This window comes from Streptomyces sp. VTCC 41912 (assembly GCF_045799175.1).
Taxonomy (GTDB): Bacteria; Actinomycetota; Actinomycetes; order Streptomycetales; family Streptomycetaceae; genus Streptomyces; species Streptomyces albulus_C.
In genome coordinates this window covers 296,333-313,000 of the sequence record NZ_JBJMAB010000004.1, presented here as the reverse complement: position 1 = coordinate 313,000, position 16,668 = coordinate 296,333, and the positions used below count along the sequence as shown (strand labels likewise).

Genomic DNA, 16,668 nt, shown 5'->3' with positions numbered 1-16,668 from the left:
GTCCCACCGGCCCCGCACTCCCCCACACGGTCTTGATCACTCGAACCGGTGCGTACGGTACGCCAGTTCCGCCGGGAGACCGGCCGGGTGGTCGGGGTCGGGCGCGAGGGCGTCCCCGTCGGGCACGACGGCCTGGTGCCGGCCCTGGGCGACCGGGGGCGCGAGGGACCGCGTCCGTTACTGCACGACGCGGGGCCTGCTCTCACCGGGCGGGCTCCGCCAAGCCGTTTCGGTTGTCGATTTCGTCGGGCGGCACGGGGAGCAGGTCGCCCTCCGGCCACCCGTGCGGCACGGGCGTGACGTCAGGCGTCCGTCCCGTCGGAAGCGGCGCCGGCCGGGCCGTCGAGGAGTCCCGCCACCAGGTGGTGGGCGTAGTCGGCGTCGAGGGGGCTGGGGCGGAACAGGATGCGGTACATCATCGGCGACACCACGTGGTCGATCACCGTTTCGACGTCGGGCGCCGGCTCACCCCGGTCGGTGGCGCGGGCGAGGATGACGTCGATCTGGTCGGCCGCGTAGGCGGAGCAGCGGCCGGCGTTGTTGCCGTCCGGGTCGCCGAGCAGTGCGTCGCGGAGGTAGGCGCGGCCGGGGGGCGAGGTCATCTCGTCGAGGAACTGCTCGGCCCAGGTGGTCAGATCGGTGGCCAGCGCGCCGTGGTCCTCCGGCGGCGCCTCCGGGCGCAGGCGCTCGACGGCGACGTCCGAGAGCAGTTCCCGCAGGTCGCCCCAGCGGCGGTAGACCGTCGACGGGGTGACGCCGGCGCGCGCCGCGACCAGCGGCACCGTCAAGGCGTCGCGGCCCACCTCGGCCTCCAGCTCGCGCACGGCGCCGTGCACCGCCTCCTGAACGCGGGCGCTGCGCCCACCCGGGCGCGCCATCGGTCGGGGACTCATGCCACCACCCTAAGCCTTAACGCAAAGACCTTGCTTCTAGTGTGGTGGCAGTGCCCCGGCCTCAGGCCACCGGCGCGAGCGCCCGGGCGGGTGCGGTCTGCTCGTAGGCGTGGCCCACGCGCAGGAGCACGGACTCGCCGAGGGGCCGGCCCATCAACTGCATGCCGATCGGCAGGCCCGCCCCGTCGTGGCCCACCGGGACGGTCAGGGCCGGCAGTCCCGTGACGTTGGCGGGCGCGGAGAGGCGGACGTAGGCGTCCGGGACGCCCTCCGTGGTGCCGTCGGGCCAGGTGAGGGTCTCCTGGCCGGCCGGTACGGCGACCGTGGGGACGGTCGGGGCGGCGATCACGTCCACCTCGTCGAACAGCCGCGACCACGCCTGGCGCATCAGCGTGCGCGCGCGTTGGGCGCGTATGTAGTCGCCGGCGGGCATGAGTTCACCCGCTTCGAGGAGGATCCGGACGTCGTCCCCGTAACGGTCGGGGACCGTGCGCAGGGTGCGCTCGTGGTAGGCGGTCGCCTCGGGGACCATCAGGCCCCAGTGGGTGGCCTGGAGGTAGCGCGTCATGGGGATCTCGACCTCGACGAGCCGCGCGCCGAGCTCCTCCAACTGGTCGATGGCGCCCCGGACCGCCGCCTCGACGTCCGGGGCGATCCGGTCGAAGTAGTAGTTGCGGGGCACGCCGACGCGCAGTCCCGTGAGGTCGCCGCCGCGCGGTGGTCGGTGGTCCGTGGGGTCGGTGATCAGGGAGGCGGGGTCGCGCGGGTCGTGTCCGGCCAGGGCGGACAGGACCAGGGCGGCGTCCTCGACGGTGCGGGTCAGGGGGCCGACGTGGTCCAGCGACCAGGACAGCGAGGTGATGCCGTGTCGGGGGACGAGGCCGTACGTCGGCTTGAGCCCGACGACGCCGTTGAGCGCGGCGGGCACGCGGATCGATCCGCCGGTGTCGGTGCCCAGGGCGAAGCTTGCGGCTCCGGCGGCCACGGCGACGGCCGATCCGCCGCTGGAGCCGCCGGCGATGCGCTGCCGGTCCCAGGCGTTGTGGGTCTGGGGGGTGAGGAGTCCGTAGGCGAACTCGTGGGTGTGCGTCTTGCCGACGAGCACCGCGCCGGCGGCCCCCAGGCGGGCGGCGACGGTGCTGTCGGCCTCCGCGCGGTGGTCGGCGCGAACCTGGGAGCTGGCGGTGGTCGCGGTGCCGGCGACGTCGATCAGGTCCTTCAGCGCCATGGGGATGCCGTGCAGCGGCCCGCGGAACTGCCCGTCGGCGGTTTCGCGCGCGGCGGCGCGGGCCTCCTGACGGGCGCGGTCCGCGGTGACGGCCACGTAGGCGCGCAGGTGCGGTTCGACCTGTCCGATGCGGTCCAGCACCGAGTCGACCAGTTCGACGGGGGACAGCTGGCCGGCGCGCAACCCCTCGGCTGCGGCGGCCACGGAGAGCTCATACGGCTGCATCGGACTTGGCCTCCCCCGCGTGGTAGGCGGTGGCGGGCGGGGTGTCGCCGAAGTCCAGCTCCCGCAGGACCGAGACGACGGACAGGATGTGCTCCGCGGTGGCCGCCACTGCGGGGTGCCGGTCCGCCGGCAGGGTGAGCCCGGAGCGCTCGGCCCAGCGGGCGGCCTCCTGGGGCGTGAGGGCGGTGTCGGGGAGGGGCATGGGGGTGTCTCCTGATCTGGGCCGTGGCGGTGGGGCGGTGCACCCATCGGAAGCCAAAAGCTAATCGATTGCGTTAGTCGAGAATAGGTCCTACGATCGAGCTAACGCAAACGGATTGCTTTAGCGATTCCCCGCACCCCTCACCCGTCCGCCTCGTCGCCCACTGTCCACCGCACCGCACGAAGGAACGACGATCGATGTCGAGCTCCACGTCAACCGCTCAGTCCACCAGCCCCGCCGCCCCCTCCTGGACCGTGGGCGACGTCACCGTCCACCGCATCGACGAGGTCCCCCTGCCGCCGGAGACCGGCCCCTGGCTGCTGCCCGGCGCCACCCCGGACACCGTCGCCCAACATCGCTGGTTGCAACCCCACTTCGCGGACGGCGCGGGCGTGCTGCACCTCGCCAGTCAGAGCTTCGCGCTCTCCGTCGGCGGCCTCCGTGTCCTGGTCGACACCGGCATCGGCAACGGCAAGACCCGGGCCAACCCCGCCTGGCACGACCTGCGGACCGACTACCTCCAGCGCCTCACCGCCGCGGGCTTCGCCCCGCACCTCGTCGACGTGGTGGTCCTGACGCACCTCCACGCCGACCATGTGGGCTGGAACACCCGGGAGCACGGCGGCGCGTGGGTCCCCACCTTCCCCAACGCCCGCTACGTGACGTCCCGGGCCGAGCGCGAGTTCTGGGCGGGCTACGCCATGGACGAACCGCGCCGCCAGATGTTCCGCGACTCGGTGCACCCCGTCGAGGACGCCGGCCTGCTCGACCTGGTGGACGTGGCCTCGGAGGGCACCGAACTCGCCGCCGGACTGCGGTTGGTCCCGACGCCCGGCCACACCCCGGGGCACCTCGCGGTCGAGATCAGCAGCGGCGACGCCACGGCGCTCATCACCGGCGACTGCCTCCACCACCCCGTCCAGCTCGCCCACCCGACGCTCGGCAGCTGCGTGGACATCGATCCCGAGCAGGCCCGAGCCACCCGCCGCGCGCTGTTGTCGGAGCTCGCCGACGGCGAAACGCTGCTGCTCGGCACGCACTTCCCGCCGCCCACCGGCGGTCGCGTGGTCACGGACGGGGACGCCTACCGACTCCGGCCCGTCCCCGCAGTCGCCCCGTCCGCCGCGCACCGAGCATCGTGACCGTCCCGGCAGGGCCGCCCGGACGGGAGGATCGGCCGGTCGCCCGGTGCCGCGCTCACGTCGCGCCCGGCGCCGATGTCCCCACGGCGTCGGCCGGCTCGTCATCGCCGAGGAGGGTCAGCGCCCGCACCGTGTCGCGCTGGGCGGGATCCCATCCCAACAGCCCGGCACCGGCGTCGTGATCCCCCTCGTGCAGCCGCAACTGGGCGTCCGCGTGGTCGCGGAGCAACGTGCGGGCCCGATCGGGACTGGTGTCCAAGGCGGTGGCGATCTGCCGCCAGGTGGCGCCCAGTTGGAGGGCTTCCAGCACCGCGCCCGGTTGGCCGGCGGCCGCACTGCGGGCGAGCTGCGTGCCGAGCGCGAGTTGGGCCAGGGCGTCACCCGCGTCACCGCGGGCGACCGGCCCCGGAAAGTCCTCGGGCAGGTGGCGGTCCGCCAGCCGTTGGCCGTGCGCGGAGTGCCGTTCCGCCAGCCAAGCCAGCGGGGTCGCCGGCGGTATGTCACCGGGGCGCCGGACCTCCTGGGCCCGCCACTCCTCGTAGCCGTGGGTCATGACTGTGGTTCTCCTCCTGTACGAGTGCGGTGGTGCGCGGCGCCAGCCGGGTCCACGGACCAGGACGGGCAACCGTCGCGTTCGGCCGGTGCGGCAGCGCGGTGGTGTCTGCGGGGGCGGGTGGCCCGGAGCAGGACTCCGGACCGCCGGCACCCGCTCCGCGCACCCGACGGCTCCCGGCCGCCGAGCCGCGGCCCGCCCTCACCGTTGGAGGGTGTCCTTGCCCTTCGCCACGGCTTCGCCGCCGCGCGCGACCGCCGCGCGCAGATCGCCCTTGGCTCGCTCCAGGCGCCCTTCGCCAGTCATGCGTTCGTTGCCCAGTGCCCGGCCCACGGCCTCCTTGGCGGCGCCCCTGGCCTGCTCGGTCTTGGCAGTCATCTTCTGATGGGCAGTCACGGTCGCACTCCTTCTCTCGTTGGTGTGGTTCCTCGACGCACGATCGCGTGCCCGGATGTCGCCGCCCAAAACACCTCGTTCCGCCACCGTCAGCAACAACTTTCGGACAGGCCGTGACGATGACGGGCTCCCGCGTCGGGCGTCCGCTTACAGTTCCCCGCATGGCTCACCCGCACGGCGTTCCGCAGGCGCCCAGACACGACGCATCGCTGGTGGAACCGCTGGCCGGGCGGGCCGACCGGACCGCGCCGCGGACCGGGGCCCACGTGCTGGTCGTCGGGGCCTATGCGGTGGACCTGGTGTTCCGGGAACTGGCCGGTCAGGTCGCGTTCGGCTCCGAGGTGTGGGCCGGTGGACTGGGCATGGTGCCCGGCGGCGCGTTCACCCTGGCGATGGGGCTGCGTCGGCTGGGTCGTGACGTGGTGTGGGCGGCCGATTTCGGATCCGACGTGTTCAGCCGTGAGGTGCTGGCCGCCGCGCGCGCCGAGGGGATCGACGAACACGGGTTCCGGCACCATCCGCAACCCGTGCGGAACGTGACGGTCGCACTGTCCGGCCCGCAGGACCGGGCGATGATCGCGTACGAGGACCCGATCCCGGCCCGGCCGTTGGCGGAGCTGATCGAAACCCACCGGCCGACCGTGGTCATGCTGCCGTACCTCCGGTTCGGTCCCGAGGTCTCGGAGGCGCTCGACGTGGCCGCCCGGCACGGCGCCGAGGTCTTCATGGACTGTCAGGACTACGCCGGTCACCTCGGGATGCCCGACGTGGCCAAGGCACTCTCCCAGGTGCAGGTCTTCGCGCCCAACGAGGCGGAGGCCCTGCGGATCACCGGGACGACCAGTGCGGCGGAGGCTCTGGAGGTGCTGGCGGACGTGGTGCCCGTCGCCGTCATCAAGCGGGGCGGCGACGGAGCGGTGGCCGCCGAGGGCGGGCGACGGGCCGCACGGGCCGCGCTGCCGGTGCCGGTGGTGGACACCACCGGAGCCGGCGACTGCTTCAACGTGGGATTCCTGCACGAGCGGCTGGCGGGCGGCTCGCTCGACGCCTGCCTGGCCGCGGGGGTGGTCTGCGGCGCGGCCGCGGTCACCGGCCCCGGATCCAGCGCCGCGCTGGACTCCGCCGGGCTGCGGGCCCGGCTCGCCCGCCTCCCGGCCTGAAGCCGGCGACGCGGCAGACATGGCGAGCGTGGTTTCGGCGGCGGCGAAGGAGCGAGATGTCCGAACGCACGTGGGACGACGCGGTGGTGGCACGACCACCGAGCCCGGACCTGCGGGTCCTGGTGACAGATCTGGACGGCACCCTGCTCGGCGGCGACCGGGCCGCGCGGCAGCGGCTGCGCCGGGCCCTGGACCGGCACCCGGAGATCACCGTGGTCTTCGCCACCGGGCGCGGCCTGCCGTCGATCCGGACCCGACTGGCCCGCGATCCGCTGCTCCCCCGGCCGCGCTGGATCATCGCGGACGTCGGCGCCAGCGTCATCGACGCCGCCGGTATGGCCCACGTCGACGCGCTGGAGGCGGAGTTGCGCACCGGATGGCCCGGCGCGGAGCGCGTCCGGGCGGCCCTGCGCCCCTTTCCCGCGCTCGTCCACCAGGACGGCGTGCCGCAGGACGGTCGCTGCTCCTTCTTCCTGGCCCCCGAGCACCTGTCGCCCGAAATCACCGCGGCCGTGGCCCGGTTGGGCTGCTCCTGGACCTACTCCGCGGGACGCTTCTTCGACGTACTGCCACCGCACGCCGGCAAGGGCGAGGCCCTCCAGCGGTTGGCGGACAAGCTCCAATGGCCGGCGTCCGGGTTGCTGGTCGCCGGCGACTCGCTCAACGACCTCTCCCTCTTCCAGCTCGGTGCGCACGGCGTGATCATGGGCAACGCCGAACCCGCGCTCCTCGACCGGGTGCCGCACAGCGCGCTGGTCCACCGCCCACCACTGGAGGGCGCGGCGGCGATCCTGGACGCCCTGGAGCGGGTGGGTTGGGCACGGCCCCCCAGGTCCGTCGTCGTCGGCTACCACCGGCCGCCGGTGCACTGGTCACAGGGGCGGTGGCGCCGGCCCGTCAGCCCGAACGGGATCCTGCCCACGCTGACGTCCGTGCTCGGCGACGCCACCGGCGGCCTCGACGCGACGTGGGCCGCCGCCCTCGTCGAGGAGGCTCCCGGAGCTCCCGGCTCGCACCGCTCGGCCCCCGCCACCGGGCTTCCGCTCGCCCTGCTGCCCGTGACGCCCGAGCGGTGGGCCGGCTACTTCCACGGCGCCTGCAAGGAGACGCTGTGGCCGGCGCTGATGTCCCAGCCGCAGCTGATCCGTCGGGCGCCGTCCCACTGGGCCGACTACGAAGCGGTCAACGCCGCCTTCGCCCGGCACCTCGACGCGCACGCCGCGGACGGCGCGACGGTGTGGCTGCACGACTACAACCTCTGGCTGGTCCCCGGCCTGCTCAGCGCCCGGCGGCCGGACCTGCGCATCGGCCTGTTCCACCACACCCCGTTCCCCTCGCCGGACGTCTTCCGGCGGCTCCCGGACGCCGAGCAGCTGATCGGCTCCCTGGCCCGACTGGACTGGGCGGGCTTCCACACCGCGGCCTTCGCGGACAACTTCCGTCGGCTGCTGGCCGGTTCGGGCCCCGTCCCGCGCACCGGCGTCCATCCGCTGGGCATCGACCGCACGACCGTCTCCCTCCTGGCCCGGGAGCGGGTCGGCGCCGGCGCCGCGCACCGCACCGCGGGGGCGCCGTCCCGGCTGGTCCTGTCCGTCGAGCGCCTGGACTACGCCAAGGCGCCCGTCCACAAGGTCCGTGCCGTCGACGCGCTCCTGGAACGGGAACCCCGATGGCGGGGCCGGCTGCGGTTCCGCCTGGTGTGCCCGCCCCCCGAACCGGGCATCCACGCCTACGACGCCACCCGCACCGCCCTCGAAGCGGCCGTGGCCGCCGTCAACGACCGCTGGCGCACCGGTGGTTGGGAGCCCGTCGACTACCTTCCGCAGGCGTTGCCGTTCCCGCAGGTGGTCGACGAGTACCTGGCCGCCGACGTGTTCTGGGTGACCTCCGTGGCGGACGGCATGAACCTCGCCGCCAAGGAGTACGTCACGGCCCGGGCCGCCACCGGCCGGCCGGGCGTCCTCGTGCTGTCCCGCCATGCGGGCGCCGCCGAACAGCTCGCCGCCGTGGCCCTGCTGACGGACCCGCACTCCCCCCGGGACCTGGTCGACACGCTGCACCGGGCGCTGTCCCTGACCGCCGGACAGCGCACCGCCCACACCGCGGCGCTGGCCGCGCTGCTCGGCGACCACTCCCCTGCCGACTGGGCCCGCACCATCGTCGCGGAGATCCGCGGCCCGGTCGCCGGGCCCGCCGCGGACACCGGGTGAGCCGGGCACCGGGCCCAGTCGTTCGGCTTCGGTAGGGTCACGGAGCATGGCTGATGCTCGCCGCGCGGCGCGTCCCGCCCGCGCCGGGCCGCGGCGCCCTGCCCGCGGCCCGCCGACGACGGTTCCGCCAGGTCAACGTCGTGCAGTGGCTGTTGATCGGCGCCGTCGTGGTGGTGTGCGTGCGCACCGGGGTGCCGGTGTTGGTCGGCCCGCTGGTCGCGGTGGTCGTGGGGCTGCACTTCCTGCCGCTGGTCGCGGTGTTCGAGCAGCGGCGGTTGCGGGTGCCGGCGGCCCTGCTGGTCACCGCAGGGGTGGCCGGCGGGGCCGTGTGGGGTGCCGGCGGGCCGGCGGCGACGGTCCGCCTGGTGGTGGGCCTGCTGAGCGCGCTCTCGTTGCGGGCGGTGGCGACCTGGACGCTCGTCGGGGCGGCGGGCGCCGGGTGAGGGACGTTTCCGGGCCGCTCACTGCGGTGTCGGGGCCGTCGCGTTGCGGCCGTCGCGGGTGCGGTCCGGGCGGGCGTAGCGCCCGGGTGTGACGCCCAGGATCCGCTTGAAGTGCCGGGTCAGGTGCGACTGGTCGTAGAAGCCGGCCGCGGTCGCCACGGTCGTCGGTGGCCGGCCGTCGAGCAGCAGGCGGCGGGCGTGCTCCACCCGGCGGGCCATCACGTACTGGTGCGGCGGGATGCCGAACGCCGCGCCGAACGCGCGCACCAGGTGCGTGGGGTGGGCGTGCAGCAGGCCGGCGGCCTCGTCCAGGGTCAGCCCCTGGCGCAGTCGTGCGTCGAGGAGGTCCCGCAGGGCGTGGGCCACGCCCCGGGTCGCCGGTGGGGGCGGGACGGTCAGCCTGGGGCGCAGGTGGCTGCGCAGGTGCGCGCCGATCAGGGCGAGCCGGCTCTCGGCCTCCAGTTCGTCGCCGCGGTGGGCCAGCGCGGCGTGCAGTTGCCCGACGCGGTGGCGCAGCAGGGGGTCGGCCAGGTCGGGGCCGTCCACGGCGGCCCCGATGTAGCTCTTGTCCAGCTGTGTCAGGTCCAGGTAGAGCACCCGTTTGCGGAATCCGTCCGCGGTGGTGGGCGAGCCGTTGTGCGGTACGTGCGGCGGGAGCAGGGACACGGTGTCGTGCGGGGTGCCGCGCTGGTGGCGGTCCAGGTCGTAGCGGACGGCGCCGTCGTCCACGATGAGCAGGGTCCACGCGTCGTGCACGTGCATCGGGTAGGTGTGCTCGGTGAAGTGGGCGTGGAAGACCTCCACGACGCCCGGAACCTGCGGGCGCCAGGCGGAAACCTGCTGCTGGGCGACCATGCAAAGAACGTACAAGACGGCGCGGCGGGCCGGTCGGCAGCCTGGGGTCATGACTTCTCACGAGCCGGCCCCCGTACGTTTCGACACCAAGATTGCCGTTTTGCTCCGCGACGACCTGGAACCCTGGCAGCGGCTGAACGTGACCGCCTTCCTGGTCAGCGGTCTGGGTACGGAGCTGCCCGAGGTGATCGGCGAGCCGTACGCGGACGCCGACGACACCGCGTACCTGCCCATGTTCCGCCAGCCCGTCCTGGTCTTCGAGGCCGGCAAGGAGACGCTGACGGCTGCGCACGGCCGCGCGCTGAGCCGTGCCCTGCCCCGTTCGCTGTTCACCTCCGACCTGTTCGCCACCGGCAACGACCGGGACAACCGCGCGGCGGTGCGGGCCGTGCCGGGCGACCAGCTGGATCTGGTGGGCCTGGCCGTGTACGGGCCGCGGAACGCCGTCGACAAGGTGATCAAGGGCGCGCGGATGCATCCGTGAGGCGGCCGGTCGGGCGGCCCGGCGCCCGTCGGCCGCCCGCGGCGCGGCAGGCGGCTCGTCCCCACGATCTGATGTAGCGTCAGAAATCGTGTTGCAGCCGCCCGACCGGACGGTCCCCTCCCCCGTCCCCGATGACTTGCGGGGTGTCACACCCATGTCGGACGTCGCCTACGTCGGCCTGACGGCCGTGGTGTTCGCCCTCCTCGGCCTGGCCGCCAAGGGGGTCGGGCGCAGGTGAGCGTGGAGAACGTCGTCGGCCTGATCGTCGCCGCCGCGCTGGTGATCTACCTCGTCCTCTGCCTGCTCTTTCCGGAGAAGTTCTAGGGAGCGGCCGGCATGGGTGACACGGCGGCCGGTTGGCTCCAGGTGACCGCGCTGGTGGTGGCGTTGGGGCTGTCGTACCGTCCGCTGGGCGACGGTCTGGCGCACGTGCTGACCACCGAGCGCCACTGGCGGGTGGAGCGCCTGGTCTACCGGGCGGGCGGCGTGAACGCCGACGTCGACCAGCGGTGGCCGGTCTACCTGCGCGGTCTGCTCGCCTTCGGGCTGGTCTCGGTGCTGTTCCTCTACGCGTTCCTGCGACTGCAGGACCACCTGCTGCTCTCGCTGGGGCACGAGCCGGTGCCGGCGGACCTGGCGTTCAACACCGCGGCGTCGTTCGTCACCAACACCAACTGGCAGGCGTACTCGGGCGAGTCGACGATGGGGCACCTCGTGCAGATGGCGGGGCTGGCCGTGCAGAACTTCGTCTCCGCGGCGATGGGCATCGCCGTGGTGGCGGCGTTGCTCCGCGGCTTCACCCGGCAGCGGACGCAGCAGGTGGGGAACTTCTGGGCGGACCTGACCCGGCTGGTGCTGCGGGTGCTGCTGCCGATCGCCTTCGTCTTCGCGCTGGTGCTGGTGGCCGCCGGCGTCATCCAGAACCTCCACGGCGCCCACGACCTCGTCTCCGTCGCCGGCGGCCACCAGAGCCTGCCGGGCGGGCCGGTCGCCTCGCAGGAGTCCATCAAGGAGCTGGGCACCAACGGCGGCGGCTTCTTCAACGCCAACTCCGCCCACCCCTTCGAGAACCCCAGCGGGCTGACCAACCTGATCGAGATCTACCTGATGCTGGTTATCCCGTTCGCGCTGCCGCGGACCTTCGGCGCGATGGTCGGCGACCACCGGCAGGGCTACGCCGTCGTCGCGGTGATGGTGGTGCTCTGGGCCGCCTCGGTCGCCCTGGTGACCGTCAACGAGCTGCACCGCATCAGCAGTCCGGCCGGGCACGCGGCAGGGGCGATGCTGGAGGGCAAGGAGACCCGGTTCGGCATCTGGGCCTCGGCGCTGTTCGCGGTCTCCACCACCCTGACGTCCTGCGGCGCGACCAACTCCGCCCACGATTCGTACACCCCGGGCGGCGGCGGCATGACGCTCTTCAACATGATGCTGGGGGAGATCGCGCCGGGCGGCACCGGCTCAGGGCTCTACGGGATCCTGATCCTGGCGGTGGTGGCGGTCTTCGTCGCCGGGCTGATGGTCGGCCGCACCCCCGAGTACCTGGGCAAGAAGCTGCGCGGCCGGGAGATGCGGTACGCCTCGCTGTACCTCCTCACCACGCCCGCGCTCGTCCTGGTCGGCGCGGGGCTGGCCATGGCGTTCCCCGGCGAGCGGGCGGCCATGCTCAACCCGGGGCCGCACGGCTTCTCCGAAGTGCTCTACGCGCTCACCTCGGCCGCCAACAACAACGGATCGGCGTTCGCCGGGCTGAGCGCCGACACCGTCTGGTACAACACGGTCCTCGGCGTGGTGATGCTGCTGGGGCGGTTCCTGCCGATGGTGTTCGTCCTGGCGCTGGCCGGTTCGCTCGCCGGGCAACAGCGGGTGCCGGTCACCGCGGGCACCCTGCCCACCCACCGGCCGCAGTTCGTCGGCCTGCTGACCGGCGTGATCCTCATCGTCGTCGGTCTGACGTACTTCCCGGCGCTGGCGCTGGGCCCGCTGGCGGAGGCGCTGCGCTGATGTCCTCGACCACCCCGCCGGCCGCCATCCCGCCCGACGCCGACCGCCCGGCGCGGCGGGTCTCGGGCGGGCTGCTGGACCCCCGTCAGCTGGTGCGCTCCCTGCCCGACGCGCTGCGCAAGCTCGATCCGCGGGTGATGGTGCACAGTCCGGTGATGTTCGTGGTGGAGGTGGGTGCGACGCTGACCGTCCTGTCGGCGCTCCGCACGCCGAGCGTCTTCGCCTGGGTGATCGCCGCCTGGCTGTGGCTGACGGTGGTCTTCGCCAACCTCGCCGAGGCGGTGGCGGAGGGCCGCGGCAAGGCGCAGGCGGCGGCCCTGCGCCGGGCCAAGACCGCGGTGGGCGCGCGGCGGCTCCTCGACTGGCACCCCGGGGCGACCGCCCTCGTCGAGGAGGAGGTGCCCGGTGTCGACCTGCGCCCGGGCGACCACGTGGTCGTCGAGGCGGGGCAGCCCATTCCCGGCGACGGCGACGTGGTGGAGGGCATCGCGAGCGTCGACGAATCGGCCATCACCGGCGAATCGGCGCCGGTGATCCGCGAGTCGGGCGGCGACCGGTCGGCGGTCACCGGCGGCACGAAGGTGCTCTCGGACCGGATCGTGGTCAAGATCACCGCCCGGCCCGGGGAGACCTTCCTCGACCGGATGATCGCCCTGGTGGAGGGGGCGGCCCGGCAGAAGACCCCCAACGAGATCGCGCTCACCATCCTGCTCGCGTCGCTGACGATCGTCTTCCTGGTCGCCGTGGTGACCCTCCAGCCGTTCGCCGTCTTCGCCGGCGCCGAGCAGGCCCTGGTCATCCTCGTCGCCCTGGTCGTGGCGCTCATCCCGACCACGATCGGCGCGCTGCTGCCGGCCATCGGCATCGCCGGCATGGACCGGCTCGTCCAGCGCAACGTGCTGGCGATGTCCGGGCGGGCGGTGGAGGCGGCGGGCGACGTCAACACCCTGCTGTTGGACAAGACCGGCACGATCACCCTCGGCAACCGGCAGGCCACCGCGTTCCTGCCGGTGCCCGGGGTGTCCGCCGAGGAACTCGCCGACGCCGCGCAGTTGTCCTCGATCGCCGACGAGACGCCCGAGGGCCGCTCCATCGTGGTCCTCGCCAAGGAGCAGCACGCACTGCGCGGGCGGAGCGAAGGGGAGCTGGCGGGCGCCGGCTTCGTGCCGTTCACCGCGCAGAGCCGGATGAGCGGCGTCGACCTCGACGACCCGCAGGAGCATCGTGCGCTGCGCAAGGGCGCGGCGACCGCGGTGATGCGCTGGGTCCGCGACAACGGCGGGCACCCCACGGATGACGTCGGGCACATCGTCGACGCCATCTCGGCCAGCGGCGGGACCCCGCTGGTCGTCGGTCAGGTGACGCGACGCGGGGGTGCGTCGGACGCCCGGGTGCTCGGTGTCGTCCACCTCAAGGACGTGGTCAAGGAGGGGATGCGCGACCGGTTCGACCAGCTGCGCCGGATGGGCATCAGGACCGTCATGATCACCGGGGACAATCCGCTCACCGCCCACGCCATCGCCCAGGAGGCCGGCGTGGACGACGTCCTCGCCGAGGCCGCGCCCGAGGACAAGATGGCGCTGATCCGACGCGAGCAGGAGGGCGGGAAGCTGGTGGCGATGACCGGCGACGGCACCAACGACGCCCCGGCGCTGGCCCAGGCCGACGTGGGCGTGGCCATGAACACCGGCACCTCGGCCGCCAAGGAGGCCGGGAACATGGTGGACCTGGACTCCAACCCGACGAAGCTCATCGAGATCGTCGAGATCGGCAAGCAACTCCTCATCACCCGCGGCGCGTTGACCACCTTCTCGATCGCCAACGACGTGGCGAAGTACTTCGCGATCATCCCCGCGATGTTCGCGAGCGTCTACCCGGGCCTGGACCGGCTCAACGTCATGCGGCTGCACAGCCCGGCATCGGCCATCACGTCCGCGATCGTCTTCAACGCGCTGATCATCGTCGCGCTGATCCCGCTCGCGCTGCGCGGGGTGCGCTACCGCCCGTCCTCCGCCGCCGAACTCCTCAGCCGCAACATCTGGATCTACGGCCTCGGGGGCCTCGTCCTGCCGTTCGTCGGCATCAAACTGCTCGATCTGGTCATCCAGTTCGTCCCCGGCCTGCGCTGAGCGGCCGGCGAGGAGAGGAGAACGGACGTGGCGCGCACCGCCCTTCCCGTCGTGCTCCGCCACCACCTGGCGGCGCTGCGGATGCTGCTGGTGTTCACCGTGCTCACCGGCATCGGCTACCCCCTCCTCGTCACCGGCATCGCACAGGCCGGGCTGGCCGACCGGGCCAACGGGTCGTTGCTGACGGCGCACGGCACGGTGGTGGGCTCGCGCCTGCTCGGCCAGGACTTCTCCCTGCGCCAGCGCATCCCCCGCACGGGGCGGCGGGGCCCGCTGCCCGACCCCCGCTGGTTCCAGCCCCGGCCCTCCGCCAGCGGCTACGACGCCGGCAACTCGGGCGCCACCAACCTCGGCCCGACCAACCCCGTACTGACCGCGACGGTCCGGGCCCGCCGGGCGGCGGTCGCCGTCTTCGACGGGGTGCCCTCGGCGGCCGTCCCCGCGGACGCCGTCACGGGCAGCGGCTCCGGCCTGGACCCGGCGGTCTCCCCGGCATACGCGTACCAGCAGGTCCCGCGGGTGGCCCGTGCCAGGCAGCTCTCCCCCGCCCTGGTCCGGCGCCTGGTCGGCCGTCACCTGCACGGGCGCGACCTGGGATTCCTGGGGCAGCCGTACGTCAACGTCGTGTCGCTCAACCAGGCGCTGGCCGACGCGGCCGGTCGGGGCGGCGCCGGGCTCAGGAGCGCGCGGGGGTGACGGCTTCGAAGGCCGCCCCGACCTGGTTGGCCAAGGTGACCGCGACCAGCCGCGCGGCCAGCGGCGGCACGCTGCCCGGGGCGCCCCGCAGCATGAACCGGCCGTGGAAGCGTCCCCCGCGGCTCACCCGCAACTCCACCTCCTCCGCCGGCAGGCCGTCCCGGTCGGCGTCCCAGCGGCGGCGGCCCCACGTGAGCGAACCGTCCTCCAGGAGCCGCGGCGGGTGCCCGATGAGCGTGCCGTACTCGAACCGGCAGCCGCTCAGCCCCAGCAGTCCCACCAACTGGTGCCGCACGTGGTCGACGACGGCGTCCGGGCCGGCGGCGCTCTCCACGAGCCGGGCGGTGTGGTGGATCTGCGCCAGGTAGTCGTCGTCGGTGATCGCGATCACCGTCAGTTCCCGGGTGCGGGCGGCCAGCTGGGAGACCGCGACGCCGACCACGAGGAGCAGCACCGCGGTGGCGAGGTCGGCGGACTTGGTGATCGCGAACCGTTCGTAGGGCCGGGTCAGGAAGAAGTCGAACCACACCGCGGCGGACAGCGCCGCCAGCGCACCGGCGAGCCGGTGGCCCAGCACGGCGACCGCCACCACCACGACGACCAGCAGCAGGGCCGCGTTGGTGTTGGACAGCCAACCGCGGAACGGCAGCAGCAGTGCACAGCCGGCCGGTGGGAGCACGAGGGCGGCAGCGAGGGCGACCCGGTCGCGGCTGAGGTAGCGCACCATGGAAGCTCACCTCCACCTCAGGTGTAAGCGCCGGCCGCCGGTTCCGGACCGGTCGCGGTCCGGCTTTGACGCGGCCTTGACGGGCCCCGTGACGGGCGGCGCGGTGCACTTCGGCCGGCGCGCCGCGCGGACCGCTGCGCGGCCCGGCCGCATTCCGGCATTCTGGGCGGGCACGTCCCGCGGGAAGAGGTGCCTGGATGGGCGCGACGTACGGAATGGTGGTGGCGGTCTTCCTGGCCTCGGTGGTCGAGGCGGTGGAGGCGCTGACCATCGTCATGGCGATGGGCATGACCCGGGGCTGGCGGTCCGCCTGGGCCGGTACCGCCGCGGCCGCGGTGGCGCTCGCGGCCTTCACCGCGGCGGCGGGCTACGCGCTCGCCACCTGGCTGCCCAAGGCCGCCCTGCAACTGACCGTCGGCGCCCTGCTGCTGGTCTTCGGCCTGCAATGGCTGCGCAAGGCGGTCCTGCGCGGCGCCGGGCTCAAGCCGCGGCACGACGAGGAGGCCGCCTTCGCCGAGCAGACCTCCGCGGCCCGCGGCGCCGGGCCGGCCACCCGCCTCGGACTGGACTGGTTCGCCTTCACGGTCTCGCTCAAGGGCGTCTTCCTGGAGGGCGTGGAGATCGTCTTCATCGTGATCACCTTCGGGACCAGCGCCCACGACGTGCCGGTGGCGGCCGGCACCGCGGCCGCCGCCGCGGTCTGCGTGGCGGTCGCCGGGTTCTTCGCCCACCGCCCGCTCTCCCGGGTGCCGGAGAACACCCTCAAGTACGGCGTCGGGCTGCTGCTGGCGAGCTTCGGCACCTACTGGGCGGTGGCGGGGCTCGGCGTCTTCACGGCCGGCGGGACGAGCCTCGCGTGGTTCGGCCGGGACTGGGCGATCCCCGTGCTGATCGCGGCCTGGTTCGTTGTCACCCGGCTGCTGATCCGGATCGCGCCCGCCCTCGCCCGCCGCCCCGACCGCACCGGGCCGAACGGCATCGAGGAGGCACCGTGAGCGTCCTGCGGCTCGTCAAGGGCTTCGCCCGCTTCTGGTACGCCTTCCTCATCGGTGACGACTGGAAGATCGCCGCGTCCGTGGTGTCGGTGCTCCTCGTCGGTGCCGTGGCGCTGTGCGCCGGCGCCGCGCCCGGCGGATGGCTGGCCGTCCTGCTCGGTCTGCTGCTGATGGCCGGCTTCGGCGCCGTCCTGCTGCTCGACGTGGCGCGCCGCAACCGTCGTTGACGGACCGTCACCGAGCCTCCCCAGCCGGCCCGTCCACGCGGCCGAATCAGGAAAACGTCAACATCGCCGCGTTCCACCGTGCTCCGTCCGGCACGGTGTGAC

19 protein-coding genes are annotated in these 16,668 nt (G+C 73.7%); 12 read left to right on the top strand and 7 right to left on the bottom strand.

The features are described from left to right. Positions 1-302 precede the first annotated feature (302 nt). The 3 genes from ACJ6WD_RS08690 to ACJ6WD_RS08680 all read right to left on the bottom strand — a co-directional run bounded on the left by ACJ6WD_RS08690 (position 303) and on the right by ACJ6WD_RS08680 (position 2,548). Complete coding sequence (locus tag ACJ6WD_RS08690) at positions 303-878, bottom strand: TetR/AcrR family transcriptional regulator (protein ID WP_376437239.1); 576 nt, start codon at positions 876-878, stop codon at positions 303-305. A gap of 76 nt (positions 879-954) precedes the next feature. Beyond that, the gene (locus tag ACJ6WD_RS08685; RefSeq protein ID WP_331248271.1) at positions 955-2,346 is read right to left on the bottom strand and encodes an amidase; all 1,392 of its coding nucleotides are present in this window, start codon (positions 2,344-2,346) and stop codon (positions 955-957) included. Then, positions 2,333-2,548 (bottom strand): hypothetical protein, encoded by a 216-nt coding sequence (locus ACJ6WD_RS08680; protein WP_038516431.1) that lies wholly within the window; start codon positions 2,546-2,548, stop codon positions 2,333-2,335. Before ACJ6WD_RS08680 ends, ACJ6WD_RS08685 begins: the two co-directional genes overlap by 14 nt. Before the next feature lie 197 nt (positions 2,549-2,745). On the opposite strand from ACJ6WD_RS08680, the gene ACJ6WD_RS08675 reads away from it, so the two are divergent. Beyond that, positions 2,746-3,690 (top strand): MBL fold metallo-hydrolase, encoded by a 945-nt coding sequence (locus ACJ6WD_RS08675; RefSeq protein ID WP_407615432.1) that lies wholly within the window; start codon positions 2,746-2,748, stop codon positions 3,688-3,690. A 55-nt stretch (positions 3,691-3,745) separates the two neighbouring features. Here ACJ6WD_RS08675 and ACJ6WD_RS08670 read toward each other — a convergent pair whose 3' ends face one another. After that, complete coding sequence (locus tag ACJ6WD_RS08670; RefSeq protein ID WP_233655568.1) at positions 3,746-4,243, bottom strand: hypothetical protein; 498 nt, start codon at positions 4,241-4,243, stop codon at positions 3,746-3,748. Positions 4,244-4,444: 201 nt separating this feature from the next. Continuing rightward, entirely contained in the window at positions 4,445-4,639 is a 195-nt protein-coding gene (locus ACJ6WD_RS08665) for a CsbD family protein (protein ID WP_233655569.1), read from the bottom strand. Positions 4,640-4,800: 161 nt separating this feature from the next. On the opposite strand from ACJ6WD_RS08665, the gene ACJ6WD_RS08660 reads away from it, so the two are divergent. The 3 genes from ACJ6WD_RS08660 to ACJ6WD_RS08650 are packed head-to-tail and all read left to right on the top strand — an operon-like array spanning position 4,801 to position 8,452. Beyond that, the gene (locus ACJ6WD_RS08660; RefSeq protein ID WP_376440071.1) at positions 4,801-5,799 is read left to right on the top strand and encodes a carbohydrate kinase family protein; all 999 of its coding nucleotides are present in this window, start codon (positions 4,801-4,803) and stop codon (positions 5,797-5,799) included. Between the two features lie 56 nt (positions 5,800-5,855). Beyond that, positions 5,856-8,009, top strand: a complete 2,154-nt coding sequence (locus tag ACJ6WD_RS08655; protein ID WP_407615431.1) for an HAD-IIB family hydrolase — start codon at positions 5,856-5,858, stop codon at positions 8,007-8,009. A gap of 53 nt (positions 8,010-8,062) precedes the next feature. Continuing rightward, positions 8,063-8,452 carry a hypothetical protein gene (locus ACJ6WD_RS08650; protein ID WP_233655572.1) on the top strand — a complete coding sequence of 130 codons (390 nt, stop codon included), beginning with the start codon at positions 8,063-8,065 and terminating at the stop codon, positions 8,450-8,452. A gap of 18 nt (positions 8,453-8,470) precedes the next feature. Here ACJ6WD_RS08650 and ACJ6WD_RS08645 read toward each other — a convergent pair whose 3' ends face one another. Then, complete coding sequence (locus ACJ6WD_RS08645; RefSeq protein WP_407615430.1) at positions 8,471-9,307, bottom strand: AraC family transcriptional regulator; 837 nt, start codon at positions 9,305-9,307, stop codon at positions 8,471-8,473. On the opposite strand from ACJ6WD_RS08645, the gene ACJ6WD_RS08640 reads away from it, so the two are divergent. The 6 genes from ACJ6WD_RS08640 to kdpC all read left to right on the top strand — a co-directional run bounded on the left by ACJ6WD_RS08640 (position 9,306) and on the right by kdpC (position 14,617). Further along, positions 9,306-9,791 carry a DUF2000 family protein gene (locus ACJ6WD_RS08640; RefSeq protein WP_374206733.1) on the top strand — a complete coding sequence of 162 codons (486 nt, stop codon included), beginning with the start codon at positions 9,306-9,308 and terminating at the stop codon, positions 9,789-9,791. The two genes, ACJ6WD_RS08645 and ACJ6WD_RS08640, sit on opposite strands and share 2 nt — an antisense overlap. An 88-nt stretch (positions 9,792-9,879) precedes the next feature. After that, positions 9,880-10,029: a hypothetical protein gene (locus ACJ6WD_RS08635; protein ID WP_233655574.1), complete on the top strand. Its 150-nt coding sequence runs from the start codon at positions 9,880-9,882 to the stop codon at positions 10,027-10,029. Continuing rightward, positions 10,026-10,115: a K(+)-transporting ATPase subunit F gene (gene kdpF / locus ACJ6WD_RS08630; protein WP_233655575.1), complete on the top strand. Its 90-nt coding sequence runs from the start codon at positions 10,026-10,028 to the stop codon at positions 10,113-10,115. Before ACJ6WD_RS08635 ends, kdpF begins: the two co-directional genes overlap by 4 nt. 12 nt (positions 10,116-10,127) lie before the next feature. After that, entirely contained in the window at positions 10,128-11,792 is a 1,665-nt protein-coding gene (gene kdpA, locus ACJ6WD_RS08625; RefSeq protein ID WP_407615429.1) for a potassium-transporting ATPase subunit KdpA, read from the top strand. After that, positions 11,792-13,921: a potassium-transporting ATPase subunit KdpB gene (kdpB, locus tag ACJ6WD_RS08620; RefSeq protein WP_407615428.1), complete on the top strand. Its 2,130-nt coding sequence runs from the start codon at positions 11,792-11,794 to the stop codon at positions 13,919-13,921. The genes kdpA and kdpB overlap by 1 nt, the downstream gene beginning before the upstream one ends. Positions 13,922-13,948: 27 nt before the next feature. Continuing rightward, positions 13,949-14,617 carry a potassium-transporting ATPase subunit KdpC gene (gene kdpC, locus ACJ6WD_RS08615; RefSeq protein WP_331248284.1) on the top strand — a complete coding sequence of 223 codons (669 nt, stop codon included), beginning with the start codon at positions 13,949-13,951 and terminating at the stop codon, positions 14,615-14,617. Here the strand turns inward: kdpC and ACJ6WD_RS08610 are convergent. Then, a complete protein-coding gene (locus ACJ6WD_RS08610; protein WP_233655578.1) occupies positions 14,598-15,344 on the bottom strand; it encodes a DUF4118 domain-containing protein in 747 nt (248 codons plus the stop codon). The two genes, kdpC and ACJ6WD_RS08610, sit on opposite strands and share 20 nt — an antisense overlap. Positions 15,345-15,541: 197 nt before the next feature. Here ACJ6WD_RS08610 and ACJ6WD_RS08605 point away from each other — a divergent pair, with 197 nt between their 5' ends. Continuing rightward, complete coding sequence (locus ACJ6WD_RS08605) at positions 15,542-16,339, top strand: hypothetical protein (RefSeq protein ID WP_376437053.1); 798 nt, start codon at positions 15,542-15,544, stop codon at positions 16,337-16,339. After that, positions 16,336-16,566: a hypothetical protein gene (locus tag ACJ6WD_RS08600; protein WP_233655580.1), complete on the top strand. Its 231-nt coding sequence runs from the start codon at positions 16,336-16,338 to the stop codon at positions 16,564-16,566. The genes ACJ6WD_RS08605 and ACJ6WD_RS08600 overlap by 4 nt, the downstream gene beginning before the upstream one ends. The last annotated feature ends 102 nt before the right edge of the window (positions 16,567-16,668 follow it).